The following is an 18,278-nucleotide window of genomic DNA, read 5'->3' as shown; positions in this document are numbered from 1 at the left end:
GGAAAAAACTAGACAAAACTAGACAAAACTAGACAATTATTTTAATTTTATATGCCATTTATAATTAAATTCCTAAAAATATTAATTATTTAATTACACTTTTTAGATACATTTATTTACAAATTAACCGCTCTTTCGAGCGGTAAATCTTAAACTTAAGAGTGAAAAATGGCTGATTTACCACATTCATTTAGATCTTTAAACCCAATCTCATCTTTATGCCAGTCATGAGTTTTAGCTAATTCAAATATAGGCATGTAGACGTCTCGCCCTACTAACAGCCTTGCATCTTCAGCACCAAACTTAAAGTGGTCATGGATTCCATGTCCCATAGATGGACCAAGTTTTCGGATAGATTCGCCAAACTCTGACCACCAGTGATTAAGCCAGAGCATATGGCGAGCTATAGAATCCACATGTTTAGATTCATATTGCTGTTTCTTATCGGCTTGACTATATAAAGCAATCAAGTGATGCACATACTCAACGGCGACTGGAATTACATCGTACGGGATTTCGTCGATGCTCTTAACATTGAACCGTTGATGTACTAATTTATATGCCTCACTATAGTTTAAGTGCTTGGTTTTAGAGACAAGCATATTTACAGCGCTGGTGAGTGGTTCACGTTCTGACTTATGTGTTTTGGACAGAATATCTTTTCGATGGAAGTAACAATCTTCTAGTTGCTCAAACACTTCCCATGCTTGGTCTGTGTCTAGCATCTTGGCATGACGTGCAGCACCACGTTCTGTCCAAAGGATTAAGGCTCGAGTATTTTTACTAATTTCAACTGAGTGACTTAAAGTCACCCAGTCCTTAAAATCCTTTAACTCAGTACCTTCGAGCTTAAAAAAGTGTTTACCGTGAATAAAACGGCTTCTATTACGTGAGTAATTTTGTTTAATGTTATCTGTATCAGAACTATAGAAGTCAGCAAGCATCTTGGTAGTTACGACTGGAATAGTCTTATAGTTAATAACGGAAATTTCTTTATCATTTATTTTTGCAATAGTATTCATATATCACCTTACGGATATAAGCCGCCCCTAGTGAGCATGCTTCCTACTGCAATAATGTACCTAAATTAAGGTACAAGTCAACATTGTTCCTACTTATGCTTGTTTTTTTATTGAATCAAATACCTGTTGTAAGTTTTCAGCATATGCTGCAGTATTTTTACTATTAGAATTTAACAGCTCTATAACTTCAGTCCACAAACCTTTTGGAATGGGTCTGTCTCCAGAGAGCCATTGACGAACGCGTCTAGCATCTACTTCAATAGCTCTTGCAAAATCAGTCTGCCATTGAGTGCCATAGAGCAACTCGCCAGCTTGTCGTAACTGTTCTGGAGTCATATGAGTGCTATCGATTTGTTCAGACATAGGGACGACAATTCCAAAATATAAACAGACTATAGAAATATACGTAAAACTATAAATTTATAGCCTATTTTATGCATAAACGTATAAAAAATTAGAGAAAATATACATAAACGTATAAAAAAAATAGGTAAAGACTGTTTTTTTATATATTTCTAGAGAAATTCTTTATATCCATTTATATTTTGGGAATGAAAAAGCAGCCTTAGGCTGCTTTTTATTATGCTGGAATCAATCCCTAGAAACTTTTTAGTTCTTGCCCATCGGTTAAAAATTAGCTCTCACAACCCAATTTCTTGTATCTGCTTCACACTCTATTTTAGCTGAAACATTGTTGTAGGAGTTTTAAAAATAAATTTTTCCACTATTTAAGCTACTTAAAATCTATGTACCCTCATATGCAGAAGTACTAATTTCACTAAATAAAGGCAATATTCGTTGTTCAATTTTTGCTTTCTTTAAACGCCCAGATTGCGACAATATTACACTATTTATATTTTCAACAACTTTCTCAAGCCAATCTTTTTCCTTTGGGTAAATAGGATCTTGCATTATGAGTTGATAACGTTTTCTTAATGCAGGTAAAATAATTGACAGATCAGATTTAGATAAATTACACAACTCCTCTGAAAATTTAGTAGGTTCAATTTCTTTTAATACTGGAACATCATAGAATAAATTATCACTATTATTTGTTAAATTTATTCTATGGTAAAATAAGGTAGGATCAACTTTCATTATATCTACTAACTCATCAGCTTTTTCTTTTAAATTAGCATTATATTTAGTCTCATATGAAGTATTGATTTCATCTAAAAAATCATTAAAGTAATCAATTCCGCTTGCGAAATAACCATATCCAGAAGAATGCTCTTTATACTCTATTTCTCTTAAGCTTTTTAAATTGTCTACAACAGGAAAAACTTTATCAAATGAGTGTAAAGCATGAGTCTTTAAAACATCCAAATCAATTTCAATAATAGATATTTTATTAAAATACACCAACATACTAAAAGTATGTATAATATCAGCCCAGTTTTCAAAATTCTCTTGTTCAAGAACATACTTAGCTTGGTCAATTAAGCTATCAAACTCACTCTCTGTCATGTCAAAGAAATTCATCAGCTTAAACCAAATTGGCTTCTCAATTTCAGTTCTAAAGTATCCTTCATTAAGCTCCTTATTTATTAATTCTTTTTCAAAAATTCTATTCAACAATATATTAGTCCAATTTTCTTGACTAAAAACCATATCAGAAATTGACAAATTATATTTATTATAAAAATCACTGGCTTCTTTGCCATTTATTCCTCTATAGCCCGCTGCTATCTTAACGCTCAGTTTTTCATCTTGCAAAAAACTATCATCTGGATTGAAATTTAAAATACCATTTTTAAATATTCCTTTTTTATTTTCTAACGAGAGAATTAAATACACTTTAAAAGTTTTAAAAAAAACGTCCTTATAAAATATATTATTTCTAGTAAAAAAATCTTTATCATAAAAGTTTTCAAAGCTATAAATAGATTGTTTTAAACTTCTTAAATTCTTATACCCTGCAAGTCTAAATAAATCCATAATTTCTTCTTTATTTAACTCAAGCATTGATCTTAATTGACTATCAACAATTCCTCCTACAATAGAATCAATAACAACTGAAGTATCTTCAGTATATGTAAAAGTAGCATCTATTAGTTTTTCTTTAATTTTCAGATATTCTTCTTCTTTTATTTGACTTTCATCAGCAATTATTACAGTTTTAATACCTAAATTTTCAACAAAGTTGTTTATGTGTCCAAATAGTTCTTCTGTATTAATTTTACATCGCTCCATATCATCAATAAAAATAATAACAGAATCTTTAATTCTATAAAATTTTTCAAAGTCAAATCCAGTAAGATCTACTTTCATACCTTTTAACAAAGTACCTATTCCTTTTGTTAAAAATTTACTAGTTTTACCATTAACAATAGGATATAGTTCCGAGTATATTAAACCATCCAGTTGTTCAAAACCCTTGATCCCATTCAAGCTTATATAAACAACTTTTTTATTCTCAAGTTTTAATTTCTCAATATATTGATTAACAAACCATGTTTTCCCACACCCCCAAGCTCCATTAATCATAATTGCATAATTGAGTTTCTTCTTATCATCATTAAAGTAATAATCCAAATAATCTTCAATATGCTTATTAGATTCTGATATATATTTAGTTATCATTAAATTTCCTTATCAAATAATATAATTAAATTTCCCCCAACCTGACACATCATACAAAAAAGCTTCAATTTTTCAATACTTAATCACGACGACTAAACCATTTTAATTAATACTTATGTATATTCTATTCTTTACTCTTCCTAAAAAGTGGAAACAAAAAAAGCCTTTTCATCCAACTTTCTTAACTCGTCCAAAGTATATAACCTTCCTTCAGGATCAAAAAACTTATCAAAATCAAATTTACCTTCTTTATAAAGCTTGTAACGCTTTGGCCCTAACCATTCTCTTTGAAAGAAATCATCAGTCTTTTTGAAGAACTCTTTAAAAGTGGTGTTAGCATCCAATTGCCCTATTAACTGGCTACGCTCGTCTTTTGGAATGTCTTTAACTCGACGTTCGTCCATGACAAATGGCCGTTCTCCAACAAGTTGGCCATCTTTCTCGACCGGAACAAGAATGCTCCGGCAGTTAGGATGCAACGGCGGTACACGCTTTGCTGAATCGTTAATCTCCCATACGGAACCATCAAGAGTTGCACAAAGTTTTGAAGTTCTTCCGTCTAAAGTTGCTACCAGTCTTACGTATTCAAAGCCAATCTGATTAAAGCTATTAAGATAAGCTTGATTGGCCACGTGGCTGCGAACTGTCCTCACAGTTCGATCAATATCAGACTTAGAACTGGTTAATAGACCATCCTCAAAATTAAGACGCTTGGTACCACGAATACGCTGAACAATTTCCTGATTCGTTTTACCTAAGCTAATTCCATCGCGAATCGCATATTCAACTTTTTGGCGGGCAGTCTCAGCAATCTTTGATAGAAGATCATCAACCAGAGCACCGCCAACTAATGGAACCTTTCTAGCTGCGGAATATAGCTTTTCACCATTTGGCTTTTTAATCTTGCTACCGAATAGCTTAGCTGTGTAATTTGCTTCATATACAGCCAATGCTGTAGCAGATACAGCGAAGGCTTCTGGCAATGAAGTATTTATTGCCGTAAACCACAGAGAAATTAAATCCCGAATCTCTTTTAGGTTTATTGTGGTGTACTGACCACCAGCAAGCGCTAATTTTTCAGAATCATTTAACTCATCTAGCAAGTCCCGAAGCTTTGTCAGCATCAAAGCTGACTCATCATTAAAAATCTTTAATAACTCATTCACTGTATGAGAAGAAGCGCGATATAAGTACGCCTGATGTTGTGTAAGTACTTCGATCAACGTTTTATCTTTTGAAGTCATTTAACACCTCTAAAGCGTCATACTATCTCGCTCACCTTCAACACGTTTTAATTCTTCCTTAAAATCATGAGCTGGTAGCTTGCCTGTAGCGATATATTCCCAATACGTCTGGAAGGAGTTCTTCCCTGCTAAAGCACCTTCATAAAGCTGCTTTGCGAGATTGATGTCATACTGCTGAACGATAAACTCAGGTTCTACCGTAAATGTATATTTGGTTGCATCCAGCTTTAACCACTGAGCAGCGTATTTAATTGCCTGTTCGATCGCCTGAGCTGCACACATCACAATACTATGTAGACTTGCATGCTGGTCATCCTGACGTGCACGGCGAGCTTCACCTGATTCTTGTGTATTGGTATCGATGACCTTTGCACCGGCTTCTAATGCTGCATTCTTCTGGGCATCCATTTCACTCTTAGTGAGTTCGATACCATTTCCAGAAATCTCTAAGTAACCGCATTGAGATTCCTTAGGTAGACTCCAGACAGCCATAACACCTGTAACACTAATATCATCATCTTCATCCCCATCTAAACCATTAATCCAAGGTTGTGGATGTGCTGTGTGATGAAGTGACTGAAAGTAGTCTGCGCTGAGCTGGTAGTACTTGAGTGCTGCTTTTGCCATGGTGAGCAATGGTACCGTACCAACTTGGGGAGAATTATCAGTGGTACCGCAGAAAACGAATGGTGTAAAAGCAAGCTTGTTACCGCCGAGATCTGGCGTTTTATCCTCTTCGGAAGACCCATCAAACAAACGGACTGTTAAAGCACCTTCCTGCATAGCTAAAACGCGGTGAACCGTCTTTGTATCGTGCCCGAATTCATCTTCGCTATTATCGAATTGCTCCTCGAGCACTAACAGCTTTAGATCCTTACGACCGCCAATACTGTTTTCCTTCCAGTTAATAATGGATAAAGCATCATAAAGCGCGAAGTAAGGCACACCATTAGCATCTACATCAACAAGCAAGCCACAGCGGCCATATTCAAGTAACTCTAGGCAAATACGGATAAAGAGTTGTTTAAGCCCAAAACCATCATTGGTTGCATTCTCTATCAAACCCTTTAAAAGAGAGCTTTCAATCACAATGTTGGGTTCAAGCTTTGAAACTAAACCAATCATCGTACGTAAAGAATCTTGAACCCATAAGGGATACTGAGCACGACTGAGATAAGCTTTATAAATCTCTCCAGTCGTATCTCCCTGCTTTTCAGCCTCAATCATCCCTGAGGATTTAGGAAGATACTTGGTTTGTGCCTGTTTAATCTGCTCTTCGCCAGCAACGGCGTCACGCATAACCAACCAGCTTTTTTGTGCAGCAATATACTGCGGATGTTTATCAGTAACTGCCATAAAAACACCAATAAAAAAGCACCTAAAAAGGTGCATTGTTTAACGAGAGAATCCGGCAATCGTGCGCCGCTTAAATACTTTTTGAATGATGATTGGGAAACGCTTAGCAAGTGGATAGCCTCCTGCATCGCCAACATGGTCCAATCCAGCTCCCTTGTCTGGCATTCCAAAATCATCATAGACTTGCTGCTCCAAGGTGGCAGTAAAGTTAGAACACTTATTTGTGTTAACTTTTAAATGTCTTTCACCTTCAGCATTAAGGATCTGGGCATTCACAGCATTGATACGATCTTTAATACCCGGATTAACACCATTCACTTCAACCTTGAATCCATTTTTCTTTAGAATCGCATGATCAGATTCACTAAAGCCCTTTGAAGACGTTGCCTGACCCGAAGCATCAGGTATCACTGTAATATCGTGTTCTGGAAATCGTTCCTTGATCAAATAACACATAGTCGGTGTATCTCTCACCCCAACCAATTCATCTAAAGCTCTTGGCTTACCTTCTCTAATGACATAGACAACAGCAGCCATTTTCAGAACGTTAAAGTCCATACCAATGAGTAAAGGTTCACCTTGCTTAATTTCCTCATCCGTATGATTTAAAACCCGATCAAAGTCCGGATAAACAGCACCGCTAGTTAAGTTAACGAACTGACCACGTAAATATGCCTCAATGAGCTGAGGTGGGTAAGATTCCCGTAAAGACGCAATATAGTCATATGGTAGATTAGCCTCATTGTCATAGGTTGAAGCCTGAATCATTCCATAGAGCTTTCGCTTGGCCTCTGATTTATTCGCCTCTTTAACGAATTGCTCGTACGTAAATTTAAAACCTTCAGGTGTAGTCGCTACATCAATACCATTCAACAAACCTGCCTGTATAAAGCGCATACGTGCGATGATCTTACGCCACGCTTGCTGAGCTTTGTGGGTAGCCATAACATCGAGCTCATCAATCAGTGCATGACCAATCTTGAAACCGACAATCGTTGCTGGTTTCTCCATAGATCGACATATGATTGTTGTTCGGTACTGACGACCATAATATATATCCACCTCTTTATTTGTTTCATAAACCTTAGTTTTAAGTCCCCAATCAAATGCAACTTCATCAATGGTTGGAAAGAAAATGTCACGAATCTGCGGGTAAGTGGGAGCAAAGTAACCCAGAGGTACCTTTGGGAACTCCCAAGCTTTGTTACATAAACTAGAGCAGCCTACCCAAGTCTTACCAGATCCAAAACCCGCCACAAATGCACGAAATTTCTTCTCCATCTGTAAAAAATTAGCCTGAGGCACATTCAGTGTCGGATTGATGTTCGGCATCTTTTTTACTCGCATCTACAACTTGAATGGTTACTTTGACCGGTGTTGGATCATCCTCTTCATCACCCGCCCTCATCTTTTCAATCTCAATTTGTTTTAACTCAATGTTTAAAAGCATCAGGTCATGCCCCAGCATTTCCTCCCTGACTTGCTTAATCACACCTTGCTTCATTAGCCGGTTATTCTTCCAGCCCTCATAAATGTTCTGGAGTTCCCTTAAGCGATAGGCTTTATTGGCCAGAGGAATGTCATAAATATTCTTTTTAAAGTCTTCTCTGGTTTTATTAAATAATGCAGTGAGTTTCTTACTTAACGCTCTACATGTTGCTTTTGTAGGATCATAAGAAGCTACCTGCTGACGGGTTAATTCGATGTTAAATTCTTCTCTTACGGCTTCTACAACTTGTTGAGGGGTTTCAAAGCAAGCAAGAGACTGAACTATAAAGATTTTTACAGGCTCTTTTAGTGTTGCCATAACTTCCCCTTGGTAAGACTACGTAAGACTAAATAGGCAAAAAAAATCCCCTATCTAGGGGATCATCTTAAAATGTCTTAGAGCCTCTTCAACTTTATCTCTATGCTTCGATGGACATGGTTTAACTCTTTCTTTACCTTGCCGATTAGTACGCATTGTTATTCCATGTTCCGATTTAACATGAGCAATCCAACAGGACTGAGCTGTAATTTGGTGATGTTCCTTTATATATTCTTGAAGCTGCTTATAAGTGGCCATGATTTTCTCCTAGTTTTCTTAAACCTACTGAAAACTAATTGTATTGAATATCTTTAATGTGATGCTTTTAGTACATTAATTAATCACACAGTTTCCACAGCATTTAGAAATATCCAAATTCGAAACAAACGGCGGGTTTTGAGCGACTTCAATAAGCCGCTTAACATTCTTACTTGGTCCCCAGCGTTTAACTACACCAATAAACTCTTCGACATCGTGACCTGCTAAATAATGCTTAGGTAATCCAGTTGAGCTGCTAAAGATCATCTCGCCATCATCGTCACGTTCTACACCTATATGGTAAAGCTCATGTTCAAGCAAAGCGCAGAATTCACTATCGTTAGCTTTATCGCAAAAAGTGGCATCGATCGTAATCAAGTAAGTTGGTATAAATCCGAACCAGTCCCGCATCTGTTGCTCTTGTCTAGCTTTACGCCAGCCACCTACATTAAACATAACCTTTTCACACTGACCAAGAACCATAGCCTGTTTGCTTTTATATGCAGAAGATGCCCAAGCAAATGCCAAGAACTCTTCATTATCATGTAATAGCTCAGCAATATGGTCATGATCCGGGTTGTGAAGAGGTCCACCAATAGTTAAGTAATTAGCAACAACCCATTTCTTTAAATCTGGTGCTGGTATTAAACGGATTGCTTCCTCTTCTTCAGCTTGATCAATAAATTCAGTTGGTGGAAAAGGTCTAAATTGTTCTGTCATTTGCTTCATTTATCCCATTAAAAAACCACCCGAAGGTGGTTTGAATTTTGATTTATTGATCAGACCACGACCAAAAAAGAGCTTTAAATGCTTCAAATTCCTCTTCGCTAAATACAGATGAATTGAAAATATCAAAATTGATTTCAGCATTATAAATATCTTTTAACCTTCCTGTTTCATCCCTTCTGGAAATTACCTTTTTGACCGATTTTTCTAACTCACTATTAAATTGATTTAATGCTGTATCATTAGAGATAAAACATACCTCTATACCATTAGCAATATGCGATCTAATTCCATTAAGAAATTGAATCACCTTTAAATCTGAATAAGCGTTATAAATTTTTCTAAGAATTTTATCTTTACTGCAATTTTGCAATCCCTGAACTTTAAATATTTCTCGAGCATTTTTGTAGTTTGTCAGAAGTGAAAAACAATATTGAGCTACGGGATCTCCAATACTTACCCCTTCACTATCCATATCTTTTTTTAATAATTTTGTATATTCGATAATTTTAGCACCATTAAAGTCAACTTTAAGTAACTCAATATAGTATTCATAAGTCTTATGAATAATACTGCTGAACTTTCTATTTTTCTCTTGAACACCAGAGTCAAAAATAAAGGCGTGTGTTGCTTTCTTTAGATTTTTAAAAAAATAATTTTCATCGACTCTAGCAAATTTCAAACAATTATCGATCCCTTTTATATCCCAAACAGCAGTACGTCTTTTCTCAGATTCATTTTCAAAATCACCCGATCCACCTTCATAGAAGGCAGTCATAACAGTTATTAAATTACAACTTTTATCATAATTTTCTTTAAATTTGTCTATAAAACAGTTCACATCTGAATCATTAACATATCTTTCAGATTGTGTTAAATACTTAACAACTTGTCTATCTAAAACAACGATTTTACCCCTTGTTATTAAATCACGGCTTAATACTATTTTATTATTTTTCTTATTATCAAAACTAGATAATAAATCCAAAACTATACTACTCATACAAACCTAAACTTGAACATTTTTTCCATGTTATTCAATATACTTTTTCTAAGCAACAAGTATCCTTCTCAGCATTTTATTTTTATATGTTAACGTGGGCTATTAATCACATAGAGATACATATTTCAGATTAAGAATTGTCTTTTTACAAACAATAAAAAAAGCCCACAGAAAGGTGAATTTTTTTTCATAAATTTTACCCAATAAAAAAGCTGCCAATTGGCAGCTTTAAATTAACCTCTAGATTCACGAGTAAGTTCATCTTCTGGAACTCTATGTCGCCAATATCTATCAGGTTTTACCCATACAACATCATCCATTGTCATTTTTTTAAAAGCAGTGAGCAGATTAGTAGCTATAGCCAAGTTTCCATCTGCATTTTCCTTTAATAAATCGTAGTATTGATTTTTAACCAAGTAATCAACCACATCATCCTGATAGAGGCAACCATCTAGAGAAAGTTTCTTCTTCATCCAATCAACTACTTGGTTAATATCTACTTTTTTGATGGAGTCTCAACTGTATCAGTAATTAACTCAAGGTTTTCTTCTGGAAATACACCCGTATCTAATTTTTTTCCCGCAAACCATTGGCACCGATAATTACCGTCAAAAAATTTTCCTGAACCAAAGCCTGCATAAATAATATCTGATACAGCCATATTAGGGCCACCTACAGTTAATTTTACTTTATCACCGATATTATATTTTGGTGTTCTTTCTTCACTCATTTCAAAGTCTCAATTTTTTTAATGAAATTAATATATTGAGACAAGTGAAAAATTTTCAAGTATATAAATAAAAAGTCCCGCCAATAATCGATATTTAGCAGGGCTTTTTTGCATCGAAATACGTTCCACAAGTTAAAAAATTAGCTAAAATAACTATCTACTCTAGCTTTCACGTTGGGGTCTAAATCTTCCTGCATAAAGAAACAGTCCCGATATTTTTCAATCAATAAGTGGATGAATCTCTGTTTATCGGGAACAGCATGGGCTAACATAATTTGCGATGAAGCTGTAATCAAATTATTAGATTGTCTCATTAGTGTCATCACAAGATTCTCATCAAAACCTATTTCATCGCGCGTAAAAGAATGTTTACCCGTATGAACAAATGAGTTTAGTTGGTTGAGATGATACTTTTTAAATTCAACAAACATATTAATTACTGGTTTAGCAGGTAAATCAAGTTTCTGGAGCATATCCAACATTTCACTTAACGTAGGAAATGTATCTTTGACAAACTGCTCTTCAAAAGTATAGCCAAAACTTAATTTAGAAATTTGATGATTTGATGCGCAAAATAATAACCAGTAAGCTTGTACTGCAGACTCAAACTGTGAACGGAATAAGATCATTGCTTGAATTGGCAAATCTAATGTCAATAAAGTATTAACCCCTATTCCATGCTCAAATGAAATATAAATACTTTGCTCAACCAAATCTAATCGTGGTCCGCAATCAATCACTGTGCTGTTTATGATCTCTTCTTTAAGTTCCAAGATCATTTTTAGTGATTTTTCTAAAAGTATTCCCCGTTCCATAAATTTACTTATCTAAAATATTATAATGAAATCGGATTATAAGTTAAAAATCACTCTGGAAGCATGGGTCGAAAAGGAACATAAAAGCCGACTTCATTTTTCATATTTCCCCCATAAAAAAACCGCCTCAAAGCGGTCTATAGTTCTAAACATTCAATAAGCAATTGAATACACCTTAAAGCTGAAAATTAAGAGACGTACACAAAATTAAAAACTTGTTTCTGGAAAGTTACGGGATCCATTTAAAAGGTGAGTCGATGTAATCAACTACATATACTGGGCATCCAGAAATATCCGTATTAAGCTTTCCATCCTTATCTGTTTTGTAGCAACTTTGCATTGCTCGTTCACCCCTTAAAATTTCATAATAAGTGTCTTTGCTTATAAGGAGCTGAGAAGGTTTTAGCCCCTGCTTGCGGTAAGAATTCTTCAGAATATTTAAAATCATCATGTAATCCATTAATTATTTACCAAGCTCATATCAAAGACAAACTTGTTTAAATGTAATTAAGTCTTCCAGTACTAACTTATAAAAAAACCCTGTAGGAAACTATGAAACCTACAGAGCTATGCTGCAAAAAATCTCAGCTAAGGTGTTGTATTAAATTTACTTCTCTGAAATTCCTTAAAAGTTTCAATCACAATTATTACTTTATGTTACTAGCAATAAAAACCAGTTCATTAAGTTTAATAAAATAATATGACAATTGAGTTAAGTTTTTATTAACTTGGATCCATTTTTTACAAAAAACAACAGTGAATCAATCACACAATTTTTAAAAAAATTGACAGAATTATCAAAATACCAAAACACCTGAGATTTTTATAATTTTTAAATTTGTCTTTAGGGATTAGTTTGAATTAACCGAATTCCAAAGGTAATTAACTTAATGGAACATCAATCACTGCTAGATGAATTGAACTCTCAAATTGAATATTATTCAAAAAGAATAGACTGTCCTCCTTCTAGAATTCGTATTGGTTATAAAGCATATTTCAAGCTAATGCAGAATCCGCAATTTGCGGATGAAGTATCAAATTCGGCACTAGATCCAAACAAAAGAAAATATAGAAAACTGAAAATCAAGGTCACTAAAGATGACGAACAAATTGAACTTGAATGATTCAACTAAATCAATGAAATGCAAAAAGCCTACTCTCTCGAATAGGCTCCCTACAGTATTTCAGGCTTAAGTGACTTTTTAAAAAATTATTATAGAAAATACAGTTAAAAATGTATTTTAAATATATCAAATGGTCAATAGCTTAAATTAAAAAAATGCACTTTATTTGGGCAATTTTAAATTCGACAAAAAAATAGCTCATTCAAAAAGAGATGAGCGTTGTGAAGTTCACTAAAACCTGAAATGCTAAGCATTTGATGCTCAGCAATAATCAATTTATAAGGTTTATCTTTTATTTACAATTAGCAGAACCAAAGCGTTTAACATCAACCCTTGTAATCTAAAAATGATAGATCTATGCCTTTTATTTTTATCGATCTTATTTAAGAACGGTTTCTAAATCTCTCTACTAAATATTGGTTCGCTACTTTAGTTGTTTTGACATAAGGCATCTCTGCACAAAGCCAAAAACGAACTGTATTGCCATCAATGATATAAGTCTGGCGGTTGTACGTTGATTCCTTATCTGTATCAATTTCACTTGCCTTAAAGAACGTTCCTTCACGGTTATTTACAACTTCACCGTCTAAATCACCGCCAATACAAATATACATTGAGCTAATCCATAAAATTATGAATGGCAGCTTAACACATAAAGTAAAAAGCCCCGCCCATAATCGATATTTAGCGGGGCCATTTGGGCCATAAAACACACGGCAAAAGTTATTAGAATTGCTTTTATAACCTTTTTCCCATTATTGGGTTTGAATCTTACGAAATGAGCTATCAGCATTTTTGACTGTAGTATTAGCATTGGCTATTGACTGTTCAGCTTGGCTAATGAGTATTGATGTTTTCGACTTCTTTTCAGGTTGAGACCAAGCATTATAAGCAAAGTAAACAACTGAAGAACCAACGATGGCTATAGCTAAGATATTTAACATAGGCTAACACGTATTTAGGACCGCGCTATTTTAATAATTTGTGATGAAATTATCATTATTTTTCGGAAAATTAAAAAATCTGTAATATCAAAGCTCTCAGCCAAAAGTTGCAAAAAACATACAACTTGAATGACTATAGCCGCTGACTATTCTCATAAAGCAGCAACTACCCTTTAAATCCATAATTAAAAAACCCGCTTCCAAATAGAAACGGGTCACAAAAACAAAAACTTTCAGCGCAGTATTTGATTTTGATAATACAAATTAAAATATGTATCTACAATATATTTTAAGAAAATAAATGTTTAAATAAGATATTAGTCAACCATGTATTAAATACTTGTTTTGATGCAAAAGATGGAGCCTGAAATAGATCAATATCTACATTTAAATCATGATGACCTAAAATTTTATATCGGCCACCGCCTAAATCAATGATGTGCGTATAAGAATATTTCATTGTTGTTAATGCATGGCCTAAAAATTTAGCTTGTTTCTCTTTGTCATGCTGACACGTCTTAAATTCCTGTGAATTTACAAAGAGATCATATTCTCGATCTATTGTTACCTTAATTTGCGTAAGTTCCACTTCGATCTCCTTAATATGGGAAATCTTTTAATATCACAAAAAACAAAAAAGCCCACCTTTCGATGAGCTTTTAAATATCTTATATGATCTTCATTTACACTTCGACCACTATAACGCAAAAATAGCATTTACCCTGTACAGGGTCAAGCTCTAAAGTTCTAACTACCATTCAATTATCTCAAACACCTAAGATTTTTTTAGCTACAAGAGCATCATCCAAATATCCAACAATATAATGCGGTTGGAAATACTGTGTTTTTGCCCTTAAATTCTGAATCTCTGGTTTAACATTATATGGAGGGTTCGTTAATAAATAAGCCGAAACAAAATCATCCGTGTCATAAAAGTTAAACCAATCTCCTTTTAATGAAGAAGGCTTAGTACGATCTTTGAAATAATCGTAAAATACAGGAATGCCTAAAGGAGAGCCTAACGTTACCAACCGAGAAATCTTATAAGAAGAATTTAAATGCTGTAGAGCATCTAGACAAACAGCACTACCAAGAGAATGCCCAACCAATACAATTTCTTCCTTAGAATCCTCTTTTATCTTACTTAATAATCTTTCCCTCACTTTGGTTCTATATTGTTCATTCTCAAGAAATAGATTTGCCTCTTTGGCAAATATCTTAAGCACCCACGTATGAAGCTTTTGAAATCTACTCGTAATTTTGATCAGTGCCTTCGCACCTTTATCTATAAAGGAATATGGAGCTAAAGTACTTTTTAAATTAACAGGAATTCCTTCAATAGGTAATGTTCCCATCTCATCAGTACTATCTCCCTCCATTGAGTCAGCAATATTGATTAAAATATTTTGTTCATCTAATGACAAATCATTGAAGTTTTTTTCAAAAGCATGAAATCCACTAGTCTGTAAATCAAAGAAGACTTTATTAGAAGTCGGGGTATTTAAATAATCCTTTACCAGATCTCCATAGTAAATAAACTCAAATTCTGTTGTAGCTGGAACATTCGGTATATGTGCCTGAAATACTCCCTCTAAGAAGGCTTCTATCCATATCTTTTTCAATGTTTCAGGATCTTTATCAGTCTGGTTGATCCCGTGTACCATTATTATTTTCATGACTTTATCCTTTTAATTATATTGAAATTTTATTATATTCTTTTAAATATTAAGTGCAAACATAATCCAGTTCAAAGCATAATATTTATATTAAACTCATCTAAAATATTTTGAATGAAATCTCTAGAAGTCGTTGCCGCAGTCATCCAACACCAGGATAAAATTTTATGTGCCCTTAAAGGTGAGCATAAGTATCCCTATTTATCGAATAAGTATGAATTTCCGGGCGGCAAAGTCGAGGCTGAAGAAACACTCGAGCAAGCACTCATTCGAGAAATTAAAGAAGAGCTCAACCTGGATATTGAAGTAACAGCGTATCTATTAACTGTAGAGCACGCCTACCCCAACTTTAAGATCGAGCTGGCCACTTTTATGTGCATGACTAAGACTATTGAAGAATTGGCTTTAAGTGAGCATCAGGATGTACAATGGTGCACTATCGATGAATTAGAACAGCTCGACTGGGCTGCTGCTGATATCCCCATCGTGAAATACTTACTTGATAATAAGACTGCAGCATGTTGAAAGATTTTAGACAATTAAAACCAGGTACTATTTTAAATAATGCTGAATTATGCGAATACTTCCTTTGCTCACCTCAGGGCGGAATGCGTAGATCTCATAAGACCAATACCCTCATCATTATTTCAAACCATGTAGAGTCCGTCTATGAAGATCGATGGATCGGTGATGAGCTGCATTACACCGGCATGGGCCAGGTCGGTGACCAGGGATTGATAAATCAAAATAGAACATTAGCTGAAAGTCATACTAACGGCATTTCTGTCCATCTTTTTGAAGTTTTTGTCGATAAAGAATATATCTATCAAGGTCCTGTTACTCTCGTAGCAGATCCATATCAAAAAGTTCAACCGGATGCTAATAAACAAGATCGGTTAGTCTGGATATTCCCGGTTAAATTGGCTGATTCAAATACGGCAATTAATATAGAGACCATAGAGCGAACTAGTCAGAAAAAGCAGCGTAAGTATAAGAAGAAATCGATTGAGCAATTGGTGGCAGATGCTCACGCTACAGCACAAACAGAAGTCAGCTACCGTAATACCAAAACAAAATACTTTATTCGTTCAGATGCGATTGCCCAGCTTGCAAAACGTTTAGCGAATGGTATTTGTCAGCTATGTGAACAGCCTGCCCCTTTTAAAGATCAAAATGGTGAGCCCTACCTGGAAACTCACCACATTGAATGGTTAGCGCACGGTGGACCAGACACCGTCGAAAATACAGTAGCGCTTTGCCCAAATTGCCATAAGAAAATGCATGTTGTAAATGCTGAGGTAGATCGGGAAAAGCTTTTATTAAAGACAAGAAATTTACAAATACATTCGTAAATCATAATAATTTAATGGAAAAATAATGGAACAGTTCTTAAAGCGTATATCTTTTTTTCTTATCTACTTACCCGCATTAGTATATGCCTGCCAATTCGCTTACTATGCTGGGTTATGTGAGCCATTAGGTATAAAGACATCCGCATTAGGTCTAAGTTATCCAGAAGTAACTTTATATGGTTACTTATATACTACTCTACTAATTTTTGAAAATTTATTTAGACTAGTAATTCTATTAACTATAGCTCTTACTATACTGGCTTGTTCAATATTGGCCTATTGGAAAAACAAATACAAAGATAAATCTTTTAAATCTCTCCTCAATAAATTAATTGATTTAAAAAAATATATTCCACCAATGTTGAAAAACATAACTAATTCATTAAACAATTTTGGCTGGATACTTTGCTTTTATATTTTTATTATTTTTCTCACATTTGTACTGATCCTTTATTATTACAATGCTGGAGTAACAGAAATTAAAAATAAAGTTGATGAAATTATTACATCCACAAATTGCAATTATAAAACTGGTTATATAAAAAATAATAGTAACAATAAAATCAGAGTAGAACATATTGCATGTGGTCATTACAAATGTTATGGCATTGCTATTGATGATAAAGAAGCAATTACTTATTTACCAGAACAGTATATACAGCCAATTGATGAGTTTAAAGATAAGATAAAAGTACCCTAAAGTACTTTTATCTTTATTTATAAAAAAATAGGATTTATTATTCTATTGAAATAACCTTTTCTATCAATTAATCGTACTAAAAATTAAATTTTAATAGATATATTCTGTAATGTTACAGCAATAAGAATTCCGTATACCGCTACAACAGCGAGAACAAGTACTATTCGAGGTATTTTATTATTTTTATTTGTAAAACTAGTTATACTATATATGCTAGAAAATAAATAAAAGCCAAACATTGCTAGATTTATAAGTATTAAAAAGAACAAAGAAACTGTATCTGAAAAACTTAAATAGATAATTTCTTCTTGATGATATAAAGAATATAAATAACAAGAAATCAATACAAAAAATACTATACCATTCAGACCAATTAATAATTTTTTAGTAGAACTATCTATAACATATAGAACTAAAGAAATCGCCAACAAATATCCAAATGAAAAACCAGGTATAATAAAATCCACATTACCATAACCCTTCCAAATCATTTTAACAAAAATAATTACTATTGCATATAAAGCTAATAGAGTTGATTGATTTACAGTAAAAACAAAAATTTCTTTTTTTAAGTCAAAACGTTTTCTTTCATCATGTATATTATTTACATTTAATCTAGATACATCATTTTGAAGACTGATTAATTCTTCAGAATTTATTTCATAAATATTTCCATCTTTTTTCCAGAGTCTTTCGTCAAATTTTTTTAAAATATCTTTTGAATTACTTTGACTTATATCTATACATGTCACAAGTCTAGCTCTTAACTCGCTAACTTTACTTTTATAACAACATTTTCCATCAAATAAAGAGACCTCACACAACCAAGTTTTTAAAGCATTCTTCTCATTTTCTGGATTGTTAGGACTTAATTGTTCTTGCATGTCTAAATTCTCTAATTTATAAGTATAAAATAAACAAAATATTATACATTAAAA

The 18,278-nt window shown here is 33.8% G+C and carries 21 protein-coding genes; 4 read left to right on the top strand and 17 right to left on the bottom strand.

The features are described 5' to 3' along the window. Nucleotides 1-155: 155 nt before the first annotated feature. The 12 genes from MKX14_RS16710 to MKX14_RS16655 form a co-directional block, all read right to left on the bottom strand. Complete coding sequence (locus MKX14_RS16710; protein WP_240283021.1) at nt 156-1,022, bottom strand: ORF6N domain-containing protein; 867 nt, start codon at nt 1,020-1,022, stop codon at nt 156-158. A gap of 93 nt (nt 1,023-1,115) precedes the next feature. Continuing rightward, a complete protein-coding gene (locus MKX14_RS16705) occupies nt 1,116-1,385 on the bottom strand; it encodes a helix-turn-helix domain-containing protein (RefSeq protein ID WP_240283020.1) in 270 nt (89 codons plus the stop codon). A 381-nt stretch (nt 1,386-1,766) separates the two neighbouring features. Beyond that, nucleotides 1,767-3,605 (bottom strand): P-loop NTPase fold protein, encoded by a 1,839-nt coding sequence (locus MKX14_RS16700; protein ID WP_240283019.1) that lies wholly within the window; start codon nt 3,603-3,605, stop codon nt 1,767-1,769. 140 nt (nt 3,606-3,745) lie between these two features. Continuing rightward, on the bottom strand, nt 3,746-4,849 hold the full coding sequence (locus tag MKX14_RS16695) for a minor capsid protein (protein ID WP_240283018.1): 1,104 nt from the start codon (nt 4,847-4,849) through the stop codon (nt 3,746-3,748). Nucleotides 4,850-4,858: 9 nt separating this feature from the next. After that, nucleotides 4,859-6,205, bottom strand: a complete 1,347-nt coding sequence (locus tag MKX14_RS16690; protein WP_240283017.1) for a DUF4055 domain-containing protein — start codon at nt 6,203-6,205, stop codon at nt 4,859-4,861. A gap of 39 nt (nt 6,206-6,244) precedes the next feature. Further along, nucleotides 6,245-7,537 carry a terminase large subunit domain-containing protein gene (locus MKX14_RS16685; protein WP_240283016.1) on the bottom strand — a complete coding sequence of 431 codons (1,293 nt, stop codon included), beginning with the start codon at nt 7,535-7,537 and terminating at the stop codon, nt 6,245-6,247. Further along, entirely contained in the window at nt 7,497-8,012 is a 516-nt protein-coding gene (locus MKX14_RS16680) for a DUF2280 domain-containing protein (RefSeq protein WP_240283015.1), read from the bottom strand. The genes MKX14_RS16685 and MKX14_RS16680 overlap by 41 nt, the downstream gene beginning before the upstream one ends. Nucleotides 8,013-8,345: 333 nt before the next feature. After that, nucleotides 8,346-8,990 carry a putative metallopeptidase gene (locus tag MKX14_RS16675; protein WP_240283055.1) on the bottom strand — a complete coding sequence of 215 codons (645 nt, stop codon included), beginning with the start codon at nt 8,988-8,990 and terminating at the stop codon, nt 8,346-8,348. A 52-nt stretch (nt 8,991-9,042) separates the two neighbouring features. Then, nucleotides 9,043-9,999: a hypothetical protein gene (locus MKX14_RS16670; RefSeq protein ID WP_240283014.1), complete on the bottom strand. Its 957-nt coding sequence runs from the start codon at nt 9,997-9,999 to the stop codon at nt 9,043-9,045. 233 nt (nt 10,000-10,232) lie between these two features. Further along, a complete protein-coding gene (locus tag MKX14_RS16665) occupies nt 10,233-10,493 on the bottom strand; it encodes a DUF6953 family protein (protein WP_430622881.1) in 261 nt (86 codons plus the stop codon). A 2-nt stretch (nt 10,494-10,495) separates the two neighbouring features. Continuing rightward, entirely contained in the window at nt 10,496-10,729 is a 234-nt protein-coding gene (locus tag MKX14_RS16660; protein WP_240283012.1) for a YodC family protein, read from the bottom strand. 140 nt (nt 10,730-10,869) lie between these two features. Next, on the bottom strand, nt 10,870-11,544 hold the full coding sequence (locus MKX14_RS16655; RefSeq protein WP_240283011.1) for a DUF6988 family protein: 675 nt from the start codon (nt 11,542-11,544) through the stop codon (nt 10,870-10,872). Between the two features lie 890 nt (nt 11,545-12,434). On the opposite strand from MKX14_RS16655, the gene MKX14_RS16650 reads away from it, so the two are divergent. Continuing rightward, nucleotides 12,435-12,668, top strand: a complete 234-nt coding sequence (locus MKX14_RS16650; RefSeq protein WP_240283010.1) for a hypothetical protein — start codon at nt 12,435-12,437, stop codon at nt 12,666-12,668. 383 nt (nt 12,669-13,051) lie between these two features. Here MKX14_RS16650 and MKX14_RS16645 read toward each other — a convergent pair whose 3' ends face one another. The 4 genes from MKX14_RS16645 to MKX14_RS16630 form a co-directional block, all read right to left on the bottom strand. Further along, the gene (locus MKX14_RS16645) at nt 13,052-13,282 is read right to left on the bottom strand and encodes a hypothetical protein (RefSeq protein WP_240283009.1); all 231 of its coding nucleotides are present in this window, start codon (nt 13,280-13,282) and stop codon (nt 13,052-13,054) included. Between the two features lie 141 nt (nt 13,283-13,423). Further along, nucleotides 13,424-13,612 (bottom strand): hypothetical protein, encoded by a 189-nt coding sequence (locus MKX14_RS16640; RefSeq protein WP_240283008.1) that lies wholly within the window; start codon nt 13,610-13,612, stop codon nt 13,424-13,426. A 289-nt stretch (nt 13,613-13,901) separates the two neighbouring features. Further along, nucleotides 13,902-14,201, bottom strand: a complete 300-nt coding sequence (locus MKX14_RS16635; RefSeq protein ID WP_240283007.1) for a hypothetical protein — start codon at nt 14,199-14,201, stop codon at nt 13,902-13,904. Nucleotides 14,202-14,379: 178 nt separating this feature from the next. After that, nucleotides 14,380-15,288 (bottom strand): lipase family protein, encoded by a 909-nt coding sequence (locus MKX14_RS16630; protein WP_068563050.1) that lies wholly within the window; start codon nt 15,286-15,288, stop codon nt 14,380-14,382. A 114-nt stretch (nt 15,289-15,402) separates the two neighbouring features. On the opposite strand from MKX14_RS16630, the gene MKX14_RS16625 reads away from it, so the two are divergent. From MKX14_RS16625 to MKX14_RS16615, 3 genes are read left to right on the top strand one after another with little or no spacing between them, the layout of a single operon-like run. After that, complete coding sequence (locus tag MKX14_RS16625) at nt 15,403-15,813, top strand: (deoxy)nucleoside triphosphate pyrophosphohydrolase (RefSeq protein WP_068563049.1); 411 nt, start codon at nt 15,403-15,405, stop codon at nt 15,811-15,813. Then, nucleotides 15,807-16,640 (top strand): HNH endonuclease, encoded by an 834-nt coding sequence (locus MKX14_RS16620; protein WP_240283006.1) that lies wholly within the window; start codon nt 15,807-15,809, stop codon nt 16,638-16,640. The genes MKX14_RS16625 and MKX14_RS16620 overlap by 7 nt, the downstream gene beginning before the upstream one ends. Before the next feature lie 25 nt (nt 16,641-16,665). Next, nucleotides 16,666-17,340 carry a hypothetical protein gene (locus tag MKX14_RS16615; RefSeq protein WP_068563047.1) on the top strand — a complete coding sequence of 225 codons (675 nt, stop codon included), beginning with the start codon at nt 16,666-16,668 and terminating at the stop codon, nt 17,338-17,340. A gap of 83 nt (nt 17,341-17,423) precedes the next feature. Here MKX14_RS16615 and MKX14_RS16610 read toward each other — a convergent pair whose 3' ends face one another. Beyond that, entirely contained in the window at nt 17,424-18,224 is an 801-nt protein-coding gene (locus MKX14_RS16610; RefSeq protein WP_068563046.1) for a hypothetical protein, read from the bottom strand. Between the last annotated feature and the right edge of the window lie 54 nt (nt 18,225-18,278).

This window comes from Acinetobacter pittii (genome assembly GCF_022449185.1).
GTDB lineage: Bacteria > Pseudomonadota > Gammaproteobacteria > Pseudomonadales > Moraxellaceae > Acinetobacter > Acinetobacter pittii_I.
Note: the sequence above shows the minus strand (reverse complement) of the source record. Positions and strands in the feature narration are given on the sequence as shown.